General features: G+C 62.9%; 13 protein-coding genes. 5 read left to right on the top strand and 8 right to left on the bottom strand.

The genetic code is table 11. From position 1 onward, the window contains the following. The 3 genes from AADA04_RS08355 to AADA04_RS08345 all read left to right on the top strand — a co-directional run. Window positions 1–837, top strand: an 837-nt coding sequence (locus AADA04_RS08355) for a glycine--tRNA ligase subunit beta (RefSeq protein ID WP_340692800.1), incomplete at its 5' end; no start/stop codon positions are given. Between the two features lie 208 nt (window positions 838–1,045). Next, the gene (gene ppdK, locus AADA04_RS08350) at window positions 1,046–3,739 is read left to right on the top strand and encodes a pyruvate, phosphate dikinase (protein WP_340692799.1); all 2,694 of its coding nucleotides are present in this window, start codon (window positions 1,046–1,048) and stop codon (window positions 3,737–3,739) included. 429 nt (window positions 3,740–4,168) lie between these two features. After that, window positions 4,169–5,257 (top strand): cell wall hydrolase, encoded by a 1,089-nt coding sequence (locus tag AADA04_RS08345; RefSeq protein WP_340692798.1) that lies wholly within the window; start codon window positions 4,169–4,171, stop codon window positions 5,255–5,257. Between the two features lie 64 nt (window positions 5,258–5,321). Here the strand turns inward: AADA04_RS08345 and AADA04_RS08340 are convergent, their stop codons facing one another. The 7 genes from AADA04_RS08340 to AADA04_RS08310 form a co-directional block, all read right to left on the bottom strand. Next, window positions 5,322–6,131, bottom strand: coding sequence for an SDR family oxidoreductase (locus AADA04_RS08340; protein ID WP_340692797.1), 810 nt, complete (start codon window positions 6,129–6,131; stop codon window positions 5,322–5,324). Between the two features lie 42 nt (window positions 6,132–6,173). After that, a complete protein-coding gene (gene nadC / locus AADA04_RS08335; RefSeq protein WP_340692796.1) occupies window positions 6,174–7,028 on the bottom strand; it encodes a carboxylating nicotinate-nucleotide diphosphorylase in 855 nt (284 codons plus the stop codon). Beyond that, on the bottom strand, window positions 7,025–8,575 hold the full coding sequence (locus AADA04_RS08330; RefSeq protein ID WP_340692795.1) for an L-aspartate oxidase: 1,551 nt from the start codon (window positions 8,573–8,575) through the stop codon (window positions 7,025–7,027). Before AADA04_RS08330 ends, nadC begins: the two co-directional genes overlap by 4 nt. A 4-nt stretch (window positions 8,576–8,579) precedes the next feature. Continuing rightward, window positions 8,580–9,044 carry a hypothetical protein gene (locus AADA04_RS08325; protein WP_340692794.1) on the bottom strand — a complete coding sequence of 155 codons (465 nt, stop codon included), beginning with the start codon at window positions 9,042–9,044 and terminating at the stop codon, window positions 8,580–8,582. 76 nt (window positions 9,045–9,120) lie between these two features. Next, window positions 9,121–10,263, bottom strand: coding sequence for a quinolinate synthase NadA (gene nadA, locus AADA04_RS08320; RefSeq protein ID WP_340692793.1), 1,143 nt, complete (start codon window positions 10,261–10,263; stop codon window positions 9,121–9,123). 209 nt (window positions 10,264–10,472) lie between these two features. Continuing rightward, on the bottom strand, window positions 10,473–11,927 hold the full coding sequence (locus tag AADA04_RS08315; RefSeq protein ID WP_340692792.1) for an amidohydrolase: 1,455 nt from the start codon (window positions 11,925–11,927) through the stop codon (window positions 10,473–10,475). A gap of 80 nt (window positions 11,928–12,007) precedes the next feature. Continuing rightward, window positions 12,008–14,029 (bottom strand): lytic transglycosylase domain-containing protein, encoded by a 2,022-nt coding sequence (locus AADA04_RS08310; protein ID WP_340692791.1) that lies wholly within the window; start codon window positions 14,027–14,029, stop codon window positions 12,008–12,010. A gap of 102 nt (window positions 14,030–14,131) precedes the next feature. Between AADA04_RS08310 and dapA the strand changes: the two genes are divergently transcribed. Together dapA and smpB are read left to right on the top strand one after the other, a co-directional pair. Beyond that, window positions 14,132–15,010 (top strand): 4-hydroxy-tetrahydrodipicolinate synthase, encoded by an 879-nt coding sequence (dapA, locus tag AADA04_RS08305; RefSeq protein WP_340692790.1) that lies wholly within the window; start codon window positions 14,132–14,134, stop codon window positions 15,008–15,010. A 9-nt stretch (window positions 15,011–15,019) separates the two neighbouring features. Next, on the top strand, window positions 15,020–15,499 hold the full coding sequence (smpB, locus tag AADA04_RS08300) for an SsrA-binding protein SmpB (RefSeq protein WP_340692789.1): 480 nt from the start codon (window positions 15,020–15,022) through the stop codon (window positions 15,497–15,499). A gap of 125 nt (window positions 15,500–15,624) precedes the next feature. Here smpB and AADA04_RS08295 read toward each other — a convergent pair. Continuing rightward, window positions 15,625–16,234 (bottom strand): uracil-DNA glycosylase (locus AADA04_RS08295; protein WP_340692788.1); only part of this gene is annotated, 610 nt, incomplete at its 5' end.

Here is a 16,234-nt window from a genome sequence, read left to right as displayed (position 1 = left end):
GATCCGTTCGCGCTGCGCCGCGCGGCGTTGGGCATGGTTCGGATTGTTTTGGAGAATGGGGTTCGGTTGAGATTGGTTTCTCCCATTTCAAAGGCCCATACAGAACTCATAAGACCGGGTTACACACCTGGAAACGGCGGAGTGAACTTTTGGAAAAATGGTGAAAATCCGAGTTCCGGCGCAATCAAACCGCACTTTGAGCTGGAACAATATCAACTTCCAAAATCAGAGGGGCTATACGATCACATATCCATCTTCCCAGAGACAGCATCGGAAATCATAAGCCTTCAGAAGTTTTCGATAGTAGCTGCTGATCTCCTCTCCTTCTTCGCGGACCGCCTGAAACAAGTCCTACGCGACCAGGGCCAGCGGCATGACCTGATTGATGCCGTGTTTGCGTTGGGCGAGGATGACCTTGTTCTCATCACGCGGCGGGTCGAGGCGCTCGGCGCGTTCCTCGATACCGAAGACGGCGCGACACTGCTCGCGGGCTACAAGCGCGCGGCGAATATCCTCAAAGCCGAAGAGAAGAAGGGCGCACTGCCGGAGGACCTGTCTGTCGATGCGGCGCTGATCAAAAAGGGCCCGAAGGAAGAGCAGGCGCTTTATGCGGCGCTGACCGCTGTGCGCAAAGCTGTCGAGACGCCGCTGAAGGCCGAGGATTTTGCCGGGGCGATGGGCGAACTGGCCAAGCTGCGCGGCCCGGTCGATGCCTTCTTCGAGGGCGTCATGGTGAACGATGAGGACGCAGCCGTGCGGGCGAATCGCCTCGCGCTGCTGACCGAGGTGCGCGCGACGCTGCACCAGGTGGCGGACTTCTCGCTGATCGAGGGCTGATAGCGCCACCAAGTGTTCCGGATCGGAACAGGTGGTGTTTACCATTACGTGTCATATCGGCCACGTGGGTGGCGCTGGACCCGGAAAACTAGCCAAATGGGCGATTTCACGCACCCTGAGGTCTGGCAATCCGCGTTGCAATGCAGCATAGGATTTGCAGGTTTTGCGGCAACGAAATGGCACGCACGGTCGTTAAAGGGTGATATTCATGGGTGAACCGGCTTTGAAACACGCAGAAGAAACGTGGGTTTACGGGTTTGGCGGCGGCACGGCCGACGGCGATGCGTCGATGAAGAACCTGCTGGGCGGCAAGGGCGCCAATCTCGCCGAAATGGCGAAACTCGGCCTGCCTGTGCCTCCGGGCTTCACGATCTCGACCGCTGTCTGCACCGCTTATTATGAGCTGGAGCGCGAATATCCGTCGACACTGTCGCCGCAGGTGGACGCCGCGCTGGCCGCGATCGAGCGGGAATCCGGCAAGGGCTTCGGCGACCCGGACAACCCGCTGCTCGTTTCCGTGCGCTCGGGCGCGCGCGCGTCGATGCCGGGCATGATGGATACGGTGCTCAATCTCGGCCTGAACGAGGCCTCGGTGAAGGGCCTCGCGGTGCTCGCCGGTGAGCGCTTTGCCTATGACAGCTATCGCCGCTTCATCCAGATGTATTCCAATGTCGTGCTGGGCCTCAGCCATGACACGTTCGAATACATCCTCGACGACTATAAAGAACGTCAGGGCTTTGAGCTCGACACCGAGATGCAGGCTGAAGACTGGAAGGCGATTATCGTTTCCTACAAGGAAGCCGTCCTGAAGGATCTCGGCGAACCGTTCCCCGACGACCCGAAGAAGCAGCTCTGGGGCGCGATCTCGGCCGTGTTCGGCTCGTGGATGAACGACCGGGCGATCACCTATCGCAAGCTGAACGACATTCCGACCGAATGGGGCACTGCGGTGACCGTGCAGTCGATGGTGTTCGGAAACCTTGGCGAAACCTCGGCGACCGGCGTTGCGTTCACACGCGACCCGTCGAATGGCGAAGCCATCTTCTATGGCGAGTACCTGATCAATGCGCAGGGCGAAGACGTGGTGGCAGGCATCCGCACGCCGGCGCCAATCTCGCGCGAACGGGCCGACACGCTGAAATCGGCTGACTCGCCGCTCGAAGAAGCAATGCCGCCGGTCTATGCCCAGCTGCGCGACGTAGCGAACACGCTGGAGCGCCACTACAAGGACATGCAGGACCTGGAGTTCACGGTCGAGAATGACCGGCTCTACATGCTGCAGACGCGCAGCGGGAAACGTACGGCTGCTGCGGCGCTGAAGATTGCCGTCGACATGGCGCGCGAAGGCCTGATCACGGAAGAAGAAGCCGTGCTGCGGCTGGAGCCGTCACAGCTCGACCAGTTGCTGCACCCGACCATTGCCGAGAATGCCAAGCGCGACGTGGTCGTGACCGGCCTGCCGGCCAGCCCCGGCGCCGCCGTGGGCAAGGTCGTGTTCGACAGGGAGGAAGCCTTTGCGATGGCCGAGAAGGGCGAGGACGTGATCCTCGTTCGCATCGAGACCAGCCCGGAAGACATCAAGGGCATGCATGCGGCCCGCGCCATCGTGACGGCGCGCGGCGGCATGACCAGCCACGCGGCGGTTGTCGCGCGCGGCATGGGCCGGCCTTGTGTCTGCGGTGCCGGTGGCCTGCAGATCGATATGGCCAAGGGCGTGTTCCGCGTCATGGGCCGCGAAGTGAAAAAAGGCGAGATCATCACGGTGGACGGCGCAGCCGGGCAGGTGATGCTGGGCGCCGTCGAGATGTCACAGCCCGACCTGTCGGGTGATTTCGGCACGCTGATGGGCTGGGCCGACAAGGTCCGTAGGCTGAAAGTGCGTGCGAATGCCGAGACCGCGCTGGACGCGCGCACGGCGGTCGAGTTTGGCGCTGAAGGCATTGGCCTGTGCCGGACAGAGCACATGTTCTTCGACGCCGAGCGCATTCCTGAAGTGCGCGCGATGATCCTGGCCAATGACGAGAAGGGCCGCCGCGAGTCGCTTGCCAAGCTGCTGCCGATGCAGCGCAGCGATTTCGAGGAATTGTTCCGCATCCTCGGCGACATGCCGGTGACGATCCGCCTGCTGGATCCGCCGCTGCATGAATTCCTGCCGCACAATGATGCCGACATGGTCGAAGTGGCGAAAGCCTCAGGCGTGTCCGTGGACGAACTGAAACGCCGGGCGGCCGAATTGCACGAGAGCAATCCGATGCTGGGCCATCGCGGCTGCCGTCTTGGCATCACCTATCCGGAAATCTACGAGATGCAGGCCCGCGCCATTTTCGAGGCCGCGGTCAATGTGTCCAAGGAGACGGGCCGCCCGCCGGTTCCCGAAGTGATGATCCCGCTGGTGGCGACGCACAAGGAGCTGTCGATCCTGAAGGCGGTTGTCGATGCAGCGGCCAAGGCCGTGTTCAAGGAAACCGGCACGACGCTCGACTATATGGTCGGGACGATGATCGAATTGCCGCGCGCCGCGCTGCAGGCCGGGGAAATCGCCCATTCGGCGGAGTTCTTCTCCTTCGGTACCAATGACCTGACACAGACGACGCTGGGCATCTCGCGCGATGATGCGGGCCGGTTCCTCAAGATCTACGAGGAAAAGGGCATCTACGAGAAGGATCCCTTTGTCACGCTGGACCAGGTCGGTGTCGGTGAACTGGTGAAAATCGCTGCTGAACGTGGCCGCAAGACCCGTCCGGGCATCAAGCTGGGCATTTGCGGTGAGCATGGCGGCGACCCGGCATCGGTGGCTTTCTGCCACCGCGCAGGCCTCGATTATGTGTCCTGTTCGCCCTACCGGGTGCCGATTGCACGTCTTGCCGCGGCACATGCTGCGCTCAAAGAATCGCTCAAATAGGCGGCAAGCCACTCATTTCGATGGCAAAACGGTGTTGTAGTTTTGCCACAGGTGCGTTGAGCGCCCAAGACTTGTCCCGGAGGGGCAGGTCTTAAATTCTTATGAAATTCAACCGATTGCGGGACGAAATTGCTGCAGTGCGGAAAACCGGCCGATTCGGCGGTTCCCGACCTGACAGAAATGTCACTGACAGAAGTGGCCAGGTTCTTGCTAGGTAGGGGGCTGGCCGCCTACTTCCCGCCTAGAAGCGGGGCTGATGTGGCCTGTAAATTTAGTCAAACCAAATACGCCCGGGCCAATAATGACGAAGTTATATCGTCTGCCGGGGATTGGGGAGCGGTGATGTTGTTAAGGGTTCTTAAACCACGACGGGCGACTCTGTCGCCGATGAGTGGGCTCCGAGAGAAGCTCAAGCGTTGGTGGATGACAATGACAGACGACGAACAGCGAGATATCTTTATCCGTGGCGCCACGATCGCCGTGTGCGCCGTGGCTGCGACTGTTACCCTGCCAATGGTCGGCCAGATCCAGGCAGAGAAGCGTGCAGACGCCGATTTCCGTGAGCAGGCCGTCCGGCTTGCCAGCATGGAAGACGGCGGTGTCACCGTCCGTTCAGCGGCTTACACGCCATCGCTGCTCGATACGCCATGGATGCGTACCGTTGAATATACGCTGGAGCGCGACACCGGATCTTCGATGAGCCGCTATGCGATGCGCGACCGCGATGGCGCGGCGCTCAATTCGCTGGTCAGCTTCCGCCCCGAACATATCAAGCGCGCCGAGACGATCAGCGCGGAACAGAAGTGCATGGCGCAGGCTGTGTATTATGAGTCAGCCCACGAGCCGCTCGATGGCCAGATGGCCGTTGCCGAGGTCATCGCCAATCGCATGGCCGACCATCGCTATCCGGACAGCGCCTGTGGCGTGGTGTTCCAGGGTGCGACGCGCACGACCGGCTGCCAGTTCACGTTCACCTGCGACGGTGCCCTGAAGACGCCGCCAATGGGCCGCAACTGGGAGCGCGCCAAGACGATCGCTGCCCACGTGCTGATGAATTTGAGCGACGACAAGACGGGTGGTGCCACGCACTATCACGCGACCTATGTCGACCCGATCTGGAGCGCCGGCCTGATCAAGACCGACAAGATCGGCATGCATGTGTTCTATCGCTTCCCGCGCGGCTCCGAATGGGCCAGCGTGCGCCAGGACTTCACCACCAAGCGTGCCAAGGCCCGGTATGCTTCACTGGAGAAAGAGGAAACGATCACGCCGGTTGATGGCGCGGCGACCTCCTACATCCAGCTGGTTGAAGCGCCGACGATCGCGCCAGCCTCGGTGACGACATCCGACCGTACGATCACCAATGGCGCACCGCGCCTGACGACGATCCGTTCGGTCGACTATGAAGAGCCACAGCTGAACACGCCGAGCAATGCCGACACGGTTGCCGCCTACATGGCCAAGCAAACCGGCATCGAAGTGGCGAGCAATGACGTCGACCTGAGCGTCCTGCGCTAAGCATTATCGAACAAGAAATAGAGACGGGCCGCAGACGGAAGTCTGCGGCCTTTTTCATGTGGCCTCAGGTGCGCGGGGGAACCTGCAGCTTGACGCGTTTGCGGATGGCGCCGGGCAGCCAGCGGGTCATGAACCGGGCGCGTTCGGCATCCTTGCCGACCATGTAATGGACGTCCTTGCCATGCGCGGCGTCCCAGGCGCGTTCGGCCGCCATCGATACCGGGTAGATGTTCATGCCGTTCTCGCGCAGCTGGTCCGACATTTTGACGTTGGCGCCTTCTTTGGCACCCATGTCGAGGATCGGTGTGTCGACGAACCAGGGCATCAGGCTTGTGACGCGGATGTCGAGATCGCGGAATTCCGCATCGAGCGCTTCAGTCAGGCCGCGCACAGCGAACTTGGTGGCCGAGTAGACGGCAAGCTGCGGCGAACCGATAATGCCGGCGGTGGAGGCGGTGTTGACGACGCGCGCGCCGGGCGTTGACTTGAGCAGGGGCAGGCAGGCCTGCACGCCATTGATGACGCCCTTCAGGTTGACGTCGATGACCCAGTCATTGTCTTCGGGGGACACGTCCTCGAACCAGCCATGGCGACCGACACCGGCATTGTTGAACAGCACGTTCATGGCGCCTTCGGTCGCGTCGCCGAATCCGCGCACGGCGGCGGTCCAGTCAGCGCGCTGGCGGACGTCGAGCGTGGCGACATGGCAATTGTCGGTGCCGATCTCGTCTGCGACCTGGGCCAGGCTGGCCGAGTTCACATCATAGAGGCCGCAATACCAGCTGCGTTTGGAAAAATGCCGGGCCGTCTCGGCGCCGATGCCGGAAGCTGCGCCGGTAATGAATATGCTCTTGCGTCCGCCCGATCGGGTCATGCGCTGTCCTTCTTGCGAGGTAGGTCTTGCTACCCCGCAGTGTCAGACTACATCCAGCCCCACGTCAAGGTTTGGCGCCGAATGGGTGAGGGCACCGACCGAGATGAAATCGACGCCGGTTTCGGCAATCCCGGCCACTGTCGAGAGGTTCACCCCACCAGACGCTTCGGCGGTTACCCGTCCGTCGATGATCTTCACGGCGCGGCGCAGCGTGTCGGTGTCCATATTGTCGAGTAGGATCGCGTGGGGCGTATGCTTCAGCGCTTCTTCCAGCTGTTCGAGCGTATCGACCTCGATCTCGATCATGCGGAGGTGACCGGCATAGGCCTTGGCGCGGGTCATGGCTTCGGCGATCGATCCGCAGGCGGCGATATGGTTGTCCTTGATCAGGATGGCGTCATCGAGGCCGTAACGGTGCGCGGTGCCGCCGCCGCACCGCACAGCGCGCTTCTCGAGCGCGCGGTGGCCGGGGGTCGTCTTCCGGGTGCAGACGATACGGGTGTCGGTATGAGAAACGGCTTCGACGAAACGGCGGGTCAGTGTGGCAACGCCTGACAGGCGCCCGATGAAGTTCAGCATGGTGCGTTCAGCCGTCAGGATCGACCGGGCGGTGCCGTCGAGCCGGCCAATCACATCGCCCGGGACGATGGCGCTGCCGTCGGGCTTTTCGATGGTCAGATTCATTGCCGGATCAATCAGGAACAGGGCGTGGGCTGCCGCATCAAGACCGGCGATGATTCCAGTCTGACGCGCGGCGATCACAACGCTCATCGTCGTCTCCGGCGAAATCGTGGCGTCAGTGGTCAGGTCGCCGGCGCGGCCGAGGTCTTCTGCAAGCGCAAGGCGCACGATCGGGTCCAGGATAATGGCGGGGAGTGGCGGGGGCACGGGGCTCATGTCTGGGCAACCTCTTCGGCAGGGTCTGTGAAATCGCGCAGGAGGAACGAGCGTTCGGGCGCGCCGGTATCGGGAAAGTCGCTTCTGAAATGGCCGCCGCGGCTTTCCTTACGGGCGAGGGCCGCTGTTGCCATCAGGCCCGCTGTGACCAGCGGGCGGGCGGCACCGTGCGTTGCGCGCAGGGTGTCGATCGTTCCAATCAGCTGGTTCAGGCCGGTCGCATCGCGGACCACGCCGCACTTGGACGACATCTCTCCGCGCAGGATTTGCAGGGCCTCATGCGGCAACGAGGCCGGAACGTGCGCCGTGGAAGCGCCGGGCGCGTCGAGTTCGGCGTCGCGCAGGTGGTGGGCAATGCGATGCGAGAAGACGACCGCTTCAAGCAGGGAATTGGAGGCGAGCCGGTTGGCGCCATGCGCGCCGGTGGATGTGCATTCTCCGCAGACGGACAGGCCATTGAGCGTCGAGCGGCCCCAGAAGTCTGCCACGATGCCGCCCATGTGATAATGCGCGGCGGGGGCAATCGGGATCATCTCGAAGCGCGGATCGATTCCGGCACTCTTGCAGGCCGAGAAGACGGTCGGGAAATGCTCGGGGAAATGATTGCCCACGGCCGACCGGCAGTCGAGAAAGGCACCACGCCCGGACGCGCGTTCGGAATGGATGGCGCGGGCGACCTCGTCGCGCGGGGCGAGCTCTTCCAGCGTATGATAGTTGGCCATGAAGCGCTTGCCGTCGCGGTTGCGCAGGGTCGCCCCTTCGCCGCGCAGGGCTTCGGTGGCCAGTGGGGCAGGGTCTCGCCCGATGTCGATCGCGGTCGGGTGGAACTGGACGAACTCAACGTCGGCGATCAGGGCGCCCGCCTCATAAGCCATGGCGATGGCGTCGCCGCGGGCCTCGCGCGGATTGGTCGTGACCTGGAACAGGCCGCCGGTTCCGCCGGTGCAGAGCACGGTCTGGCGCGCTGTCTGGGTCGTCAGGTTGCCCGAACTGTCGCGCAGGACGACGCCGGCGACACGATGGTTGGCATCCTGAAGAAGCCCCACCGCCCGGACGCCCTCGATCACGGTAATATGGGTTGAGGCGGCCACGGCGGCGACGAGCGCGTCCATGATCGCCTTGCCAGCGAGGTCGCCTGCCACACGGGCCACACGCGGCCTGGAATGGGCCGCTTCTAGCGAGAGCGCGAGCGCGCCATCCGGCGTGCGGTCAAACGGGACGCCGAGCGTGATCAGATCGCGGACCCGGGCCGGGCCTTCTTCTGCGATAAGGCGGGCAACGACTGGGTCGACGAGTCCGGAGCCGGCATTGATCGTATCGCTGGCATGCTGGTCGGCGCTGTCCAGCGGATCGAGGGCGGCGGCAAGGCCACCCTGCGCCCAGGCAGATGAGGCCGCCTGGCCGAGCGGGGCCGGTGAGATCACCACGCAGGCGCGTGGCGCAAGTTCCAGTGCGAGGAACAGGCCGGCAAGGCCTGCACCGACGATCAGCACGTCGCTGTCAGCCGCGCCGGATGCGGCGATGGTTTGATTGCCCCCGCTGGTCACTGATTCAGGATATCCCGTCATTGGCGCGGCGGAATTCAGCCGGCGCGGTTACTGCCGATACGAGGGCGCCGAACATGCGGTCTGCCGATTCGATCGTCAGTGTGAAATTGTCAGGCATGTAGACCAGGCCTTCGACCTTGGATTCGAGCATTTCCTCGATTTGCGATCGGATCGAGACCTGGTCTCCGAACCGGCGCGCCTGGCAGGACTGGCGCACGACGGAGCGGCCCCAGAGCGAGCAGACCTCGACGGCTGTCAGCTCGCAGGCATATTGGTCAGGTTCGGGATGAGGCGACAGGTTCATCGTGCCGGTCATCAGGCACTGGCCATTGCGGTAGGGCCGGGTCTGGAACGTCCATGTGCCAAGGACATCCGACGTGTCGGCATCCATGTTGCCGGCACTGGCCGGTGCACCGGTGAGAAGAACAAGCGCGGCCATGGCCGCCAGTCGGATCCTTGCCCGAAACATTATTGTCTCCTCTGCGCAGCTGCGCCCGTTCCAAACTTAAGCCCAGCGTGCACGTGTGCACAACTGCCGTGCTGTCTCATACAACCATTTCAAGCTCGAGTGGCTTGAGACCGGTCTTGAATGCCAGCGGCTTGGCCAGTTTTGGCAGCGCCATCATCGCATCAAGCGCATCCTTGGCCCGCAGGCGCACATCTTCCGGAATCTTGACCTCGTATTTGCCGGTGACCAGGCAATCATAGATGTTTTCAAGCGTGATGCGCTTCATGTGCGGGCACAGGTTGCACGGGCGAATGAAGTTCACGTCCGGGTTCACTGCAGCGACATTGTCGCTCATCGAGCACTCGGTCAGCAGGACGACCTTGTTCGGGCTGTTGTCCGACACATAATTGGCCAGCGCCGAGGTCGAACCGGCAAAGTCAGCCGCTTCGAGCACGTCAGGCGGGCATTCCGGGTGGGCGAGCACGACGATGCCCGGATGCGCTTCGCGCAGCTGGTGGACGTCATCGGCCGAGAACAGCTCGTGCACTTCGCAGGCGCCCGGCCATGTCATGATGCGGATATCGGTCTGGGCGGCGACGTTCTTGGCGAGATACTGGTCTGGCACCATGATGACAGTGTCGGAATTCCATTCCTTCGCAATGTGTTCGACGACCTGTGACGCATTGGAACTGGTGCAGGTGATGTGGCACTCGGCCTTTACGTCGGCGGTGCAGTTCACATAGGTGACGATCGGATAATCGGGATATTTTTCCTTGATCAGGCGCACGTCGGCGCCGCTGATCGAGGCGGCCAGCGAACAGCCGGCCCGCAGGTCCGGGATGAGGACCGTCTTGTCAGGTGCGAGGATTTTCGAGGTTTCGGCCATGAAGTGCACACCGGCCTGGACGATGACGTCGGCGCTGGTGGCGGACGCTTCGCGGGCGAGCTGGAGGCTGTCGCCGCGAAAATCTCCGACGAGGCTGAAAATGTCGGGCGTCATGTAATTGTGGGCGAGGATGACCGCGTTCTTCTCTTTCTTGATCCGGTTGATCGCAGCGACGAGCGGGGCCACGGCGGGCCACTCCATCGGCGTGATGAAATCGGCGACCAGCGGATAGAGATGATCTGTCTCGGCCTTCACGGCGGCGTCATAGGACAGGCCACGCGTGCTGGCGGCGGATGCGCCGCGCAGGGGTGTCGGGGTCGGGCAGCCGGGTGTTGAATCGATCAGTCTGGCCATGGGGTCCTCCTTGCACCGAGACGCTTATGCTCGATATGAGTATAATGTAGGCCTGAAACTGCCCGTTTCAAGGGCTCAGCCTTCAAACGTCCGGGATCAGGGCTCTCGTGCCACGTGTCTGAATAGTTATACGCACTATGAGCAAAAGGGGTTTACCGCCCGGCGCGCAGCTTGGCAAGCGCGACCATCGAACCTGCCGGAGAGTCGCCTCAGTCCTTGAACAGCTCCATCGCGGCGGCGGTCATGGCTTCGACGCCGGTGGCGATGGTCGGGTCATAGTCAGGCGCGAAACCGGACGAGTGGAGCGATGGCAGCGAGGGGCCGCCATTCTGGGCTGCGGCATATTTTTCGGGTTCCACAGCCCCGACCCAGAAGATCACGCTCGGGATTTTCTCCTCGGTGCGGCTGTACTGGCTGCTGAAATCCTCGCCGCCCATGACGGGTTTCATCTCTTTCACATTGGCGGCGCCGATGGATTTGCCGATGGCCTTCATGGTGCGGGCAGTCGTGTCCGGGTCGTTATAGGTGGCGGGCGTATAGTCGCTCTCGATGGAGACATCCGGTTCCGGCGCGCCGAAGGCCATCGCCTCGGCCTTGGCGATGCGGGTGATGCCGTCGAGCAGCATCTGGCGCGTCTTGTCATCATAGGAGCGGACGGTGATCAGCAGCATGGCGTCGTCGGGGATGATATTGTGCTTGGCGCCGGCCTTGAACGAGCCGACCGTGACGACGGCGCTGTCCTGCGGATCGGTGTTGCGCGACACGAGGCTCTGCAGGGCGACCACGATGTGCGAGGCGACGAGGATCGGGTCCTTGGTCGTGTGCGGATAAGCGCCATGGCCGCCAAAGCCTTTGACCTTGATGTCGACGCTGTCGACATTCGCGAGGGCAAAGCCCTTTGAATAATTGATCGTGCCTGCTGGCGCGCCCGCCGACACGTGCAGGGCGAGATTGTAGTCAGGCTTTGGGAAGCGCGTGAACAGGCCGTCGGCCAGCATGGCTTCGGCGCCAAGGCCGATCTCTTCGGCGGGCTGGGCGATCATCACCAGCGTGCCTTTCCACTTGTTCTTGCGGGCGATCAGTTCGCGGGCGGTGCCGACCCAGCTGGTCATGTGCACATCATGGCCGCAGGCATGCATCACGTTGCTTTCCACACCGGTCCAGGTTTTCGCTTCGACTGTCGAGGCGAAGGGGAAGCCTGTCTGTTCCGGCACAGGAAGACCGTCCATGTCGGTGCGGATCAGGACGGTTGGCCCGTTGCCATTGCGAAACACGCCAACGACGCCATAGCCGCCGACGCCTTCGAGGACTTCGCCATTATCCTTCATCGACTTCTCGACAACCCAGTCCTGGCCGACGCCGGTGGTCACTTCAAAGCCGAGAGATTCCAGTTCAGCTGCGAGGATGGCGGACGTTTTTGACTCCTCGAACGAGAGTTCGGGCGCAGCATGGAGACGTTTGTAGAAGGCGACGAGGGCAGGGTCGGCGGACGGCAGCGGGGCGGTCGAGACGCTGGCTGGTGTCGCGGCTGTGCCTGACTGGCTGGACGACGGGGTCAGCAATGTCGGGCCGTCGCCACTTGTGTCAGCGGTCTTGTCCTTGCCCGGGCCTCCGCAGGCGACGAGAACGAGGGCGAGGGCGGTCAAGGCTGCGGGGCGGAACATTACGGTAACTCCTGAAATCATTCAGGCGCGACCCTAGCGGAGTTTAGCGCCCTGCCAAGTGGCCGGAACGCCGCGCGCGATCAGTCGCGCCCGCGCTCCAGGTCTTCCGAGAGCTCGATGTCGACCGGCGTGCCGGCCAAGCGCTGGCGGTAGACTTGCGTGTTCTCGAGCACGCGCTGGACATAGTTGCGTGTCTCAGAGAACGGGATGAACTCCACCCAGTCGACAGGATCGACCTGGCCCGTGCGCGGATCGCCATAATCCTGGATCCACTGCCTCGGCCGGCTGGGGCCGGCATTATAGGCGGCGGCCGTCATGATATAGCTGCCGCGGAACTGCGACAGCAGCGTGTCGAGGTGCTGGCCGCCCAGCGTCATGTTGTAGCCCGGATCATCGGTGAGCCACGAGGCGCGATAGGGCAGGCCGCGAAGGCGGGCTTCGTTCTTGGCCGTGGCCGGCATGAACTGCATCAGGCCGCGCGCACCGGCATGGCTGATCGCATTCGGGTTCATTTCGCTTTCCTGACGCGACAGAGCCAGCATCAGCGGTTTCTCGACGCCGGGTTCGCGCAGCATCGGGTAGGAGACAACCGGATAGGCCGCATCGGTTGCAATGATGCCCTTGGCGAGGCCGGCCTTGGCGCCGCGCACGCCGATGTCAGGCACCTGGTATTCCGTGGCCATGCGGGCCAGCAGGATGAATTCGGCTTCATTCGTCAGCTGGTCATCGAGGTGATAGGCGAACTCGCGGAACATGCGGGTCTCACCGGCTTCGCCCAGCAGGCTGAGCGCCTTGACGAGGGGGCGGGCATTGAACGCGGCGGTTTCTTCCGGCGTCGGCTCGGACGAGGCGGCAAAGGACATCTTGCGGTCGTTGAGGCGTTCGGCGGCGAGCTGTCCGTAATAGGTGAATTTCTGCTTGGCGGCAGCGCCATAGGATTCCAGCGCGGCATCCTTTTCACCGAGCTGGTCTTCGGCGCGTCCGGCCCAGTATTCGCCGCGTGCAACGCTGATCGGCGTCGAGACGCTGGCCGTCATGTCCTTGAAATGTTTCAGGCTGCGTTCCGGATTGTTGTTCAGGCGCAGGGCAATCCAGCCAGCCGTCCATTCCGCGTCGGCATAGTCAGACCCTTCGGTCATGCCGTGCGGGGCGGTGAGCTGGTAGGCGCGCGCCCAGTTGCCGTCTTTCAGGTCGGTCCGCATGGCGGTGCTGCGTTCGTCCCACAGCCTGGAGCGGCCTGCTTCGGGCACGTCATTGGCATCAATTCCGACGAGGAGCGGCGTTGCGCCGTCCTGGTTGCCCCGTGCCCGGCGCCAGCGGGCGCGGTCATAGAGCAGGCCGGGATTGTCCTGCAGGGAGGCCGGCACGGCGTCGACCAGCCGATCGACATTGCGGCCACGGCTGGCCAGTCCGATGCGGGCATCGACCAGTTTGCGATAGTCGGCACTGACCAGCGGCTTCAGCTTGGTCGCGGCGGACCGCTGGTTGGTCCAGAGCAGGAACTCGATACGGGCGCGGTGGTCGGCCTCGGTCAGGAAGCCGCCATAGGTTGCCAGCACAATGCGTTCCAGGTCGCGGTCCATCGAATTGTTGCGCCAGGCGTCATGGACCAGGGCCTCGGCCTTGGCGGGCTGGCCGACGGCCTTGTAGCTGCGCGCAAGGGCGATCTTGCCGGCGCCTGTCTGCGGGCCGGAATTGGTCAGCCAGAGGATGCGGTCGCCGTGGCTGAGCGAGGAGAGGTCGATGATTTCCTCGGCGCGCTTGCGCATCCGGTCGGTCTTCGGCCAGGTCGGCAGGGTATCGATCGCGTTGGCGACTTCGTCAAAGCCCATGCCCGGGACGCCTTCGCTGGCGCGCACCCACATGATCAGGTTGCGCACGGCGGGGTCGCTGGCCTGCCGTTGCAGGCCGGCCACTTCATTCCAGTCATAGCGGCCTGCGGCATCGAGGGCCTTGTGCAGGATCTCGGCGTTCTTGGCGTCTGTGGTCTGGGACGCATAGACGCGTTTTGGCTTCAGGCTCGGCGCATCGGGCAAGGCAGATGCCGACGCGCTGAGGGCTGCGAGGCCGAGCAGAAGCGAAATCGTGAGAGAGCGAGTCATGGGAGGTGTCATCGGAGTTTATTTCTACGCCAAAGCATGAGAAGGCATTGTTAAATAATACGACAGAATTTCCACCAACACCCCAATCGCGGCAATAATACGATGTTTCACGGCTCAATCCCAGCACTCGTCACACCTTTCAAGAACGGTGCCGTTGACCGCAAGGCCTTCGCCGCGCTTGTCGAGCGCCAGATCGCCGGGGGATCGAGCGCCGTGGTGCCCGTCGGCACAACGGGTGAAACGTCGACCCTGACCACTGAAGAGCACAAGGATGTCGTGACGCTTTGTGTAGAGGTTGTTGCAGGACGCGTTCCGGTGATTGCCGGGGCTGGATCGAACGCCACCGACGAAGCGATTGACCTGGTCCAGCACGCCAAGACGGTCGGCGCCGATGCCGCGCTGGTCGTCTGCCCCTATTACAACCGGCCGAACCAGGCCGGCCTCGAAGCGCATTTCCGCGCCATCAATGACGCCGTGGCACTGCCCGTGCTGCTCTACAATGTGCCGGGCCGAACGATTGTCGACCTGTTGCCGGAAACCGTGGCGCGCCTCGCCCAGTTGCCGAACATTGTCGGCATCAAGGATGCGTCCGGAGATGTCGCCCGGGTCAGCCAGCACGCGGCGCTGATCGGCGATGCGCAGTTTGTGCAATTGTCGGGTGAAGACCCGAATGCGCTTGGGCACCTGGCGATGGGCGGGGCCGGCTGTATCTCGGTCACGGCGAACGTCGCACCGGAACTGTGCGCGGCGATGCATGCGGCCTTCCACGCAGGTGACCTTGCAGGCGCGCGGGCCATCGAGCGGAAACTGATTGCCCTGCACAAGGCGCTGTTCTGTGCGCCGTCGCCGGGCCCTGCGAAATACGCCCTGTCGCGGCTTGGCCTGTGCCAGCCGGACGTGCGCCTGCCAATTACCCAACCAGATGCTGCCGCCTGCGAGACAATTGATGCGGCTATGGCGCTGGCGGGCCTGAAGACCTAAATAGGGCTCATGTCAAAGACACCGCAGACCAAGGGCAGGGGCGATGGCCTCGTTGCAGAGAACCGGCGTTCCCGGCGGGAATATTCCGTGGAGGATACGTTGGAGGCCGGAATCATGCTGGTTGGTTCCGAGGTAAAATCCCTGCGCCAGGGCAAGGCCAACATCGCCGAGAGCTATGCCAGCGTCGAGGATGGCGGCCTGTACCTGATCAATTGCGACATCCCGATCTATAATGCGGCGAACCGGTTCAACCATGAGCCGAAGCGCAAGCGGAAGCTGCTCGTCTCGAAGCGCGAGCTGTCGAAACTATCGCAGGAAGTCGACCGGGCCGGGCGCACGATCGTGCCGCTGAAGCTCTACTTCAATGATCGCGGTATCGCGAAACTCCTGATCGGCACGGCCACGGGCCGCAAGGGCCATGACAAACGCGAACATGATGCCAAGCGCGACTGGGCCCGCCAGAAAGCGCGGATCATGAAGGAGGGGTGAGGCGTTTCTGACGCGTCACTCTGAGGGGCTCATCCTGAGCGAAGTCGAAGGAGAGCCTCGGGCTCAGCAATCGACCCTCATCAAGCCCGCGCCCGTCCTTCGACTTCGCTCAGGATGAGCGCTCTTCAGCCCACAATCTGCTTCGCCACCGCAAACACATCCTCGAACATTTCCGGCGTCAGGCGCTTCGTATTCGTGTTGTAGCGGCTGCAGTGATAGCTCGACAGCAGGGTCAGCGGACGGCCTTCGAACTCGACGTCATAGCGCGTGTTGTGGCCGAAGGGATGGGCGCTGAGTTTCAGGCCAAGGGTGCGCACGGTCGAATCGTGGCTAATTTTTCCTAAACACAGCAGGACCTTGAGATCGGGCAAAGCGGCGATGCGGGACTGGAGGAAGGGGCGGCAGGCATTGATTTCGGCGCCGACAGGCTTGTTTTCAGGCGGTACGCAGCGTACCGCATTGGTGATCATGGCGTCTGTCAGCTGCAGGCCGTCATCGGGGGATGCCGCGTAAGTCCCTGACGAGAAACCGAATTTTTCCAAAGTTGCATAGAGAAGATCGCCCGCCCAGTCGCCGGTGAAGGGCCGGCCCGTGCGATTGGCCCCGGTGACGCCGGGGGCGAGACCGACCACCAGGAGACGCGCCGTTTCACTGCCAAAACTCGGTACGGCGCCGTTGAACCAGTCCGGTTCGCGGGCGGCAACCGTCTCGCGATAGGTCACGAGGCGGGGGCAG

Origin of the sequence: Hyphomonas sp. (assembly GCF_037969335.1) — a bacterium.
Classification (GTDB): domain Bacteria; phylum Pseudomonadota; class Alphaproteobacteria; order Caulobacterales; family Hyphomonadaceae; genus Hyphomonas.
The sequence above is the reverse complement of the archived record's forward strand: the minus strand, read 5'-3'. Positions and strand labels throughout refer to the sequence as shown.

Excerpts from the sequence above, each read along its gene's own strand:
- ppdK (WP_340692799.1), top strand. The coding sequence starts at position 1,046 with ATGGGTGAACCGGCTTTGAAACACGCAGAAGAAACGTGGGTTTACGGG.
- AADA04_RS08345 (WP_340692798.1), top strand. The coding sequence starts at position 4,169 with ATGACAGACGACGAACAGCGAGATATCTTTATCCGTGGCGCCACGATC.
- AADA04_RS08340 (WP_340692797.1), bottom strand. The coding sequence starts at position 6,131 with ATGACCCGATCGGGCGGACGCAAGAGCATATTCATTACCGGCGCAGCT.
- nadC (WP_340692796.1), bottom strand. The coding sequence starts at position 7,028 with ATGAGCCCCGTGCCCCCGCCACTCCCCGCCATTATCCTGGACCCGATC.
- AADA04_RS08325 (WP_340692794.1), bottom strand. The coding sequence starts at position 9,044 with ATGTTTCGGGCAAGGATCCGACTGGCGGCCATGGCCGCGCTTGTTCTT.
- nadA (WP_340692793.1), bottom strand. The coding sequence starts at position 10,263 with ATGGCCAGACTGATCGATTCAACACCCGGCTGCCCGACCCCGACACCC.
- AADA04_RS08315 (WP_340692792.1), bottom strand. The coding sequence starts at position 11,927 with ATGTTCCGCCCCGCAGCCTTGACCGCCCTCGCCCTCGTTCTCGTCGCC.
- AADA04_RS08310 (WP_340692791.1), bottom strand. The coding sequence starts at position 14,029 with ATGACTCGCTCTCTCACGATTTCGCTTCTGCTCGGCCTCGCAGCCCTC.
- dapA (WP_340692790.1), top strand. The coding sequence starts at position 14,132 with ATGTTTCACGGCTCAATCCCAGCACTCGTCACACCTTTCAAGAACGGT.
- smpB (WP_340692789.1), top strand. The coding sequence starts at position 15,020 with ATGTCAAAGACACCGCAGACCAAGGGCAGGGGCGATGGCCTCGTTGCA.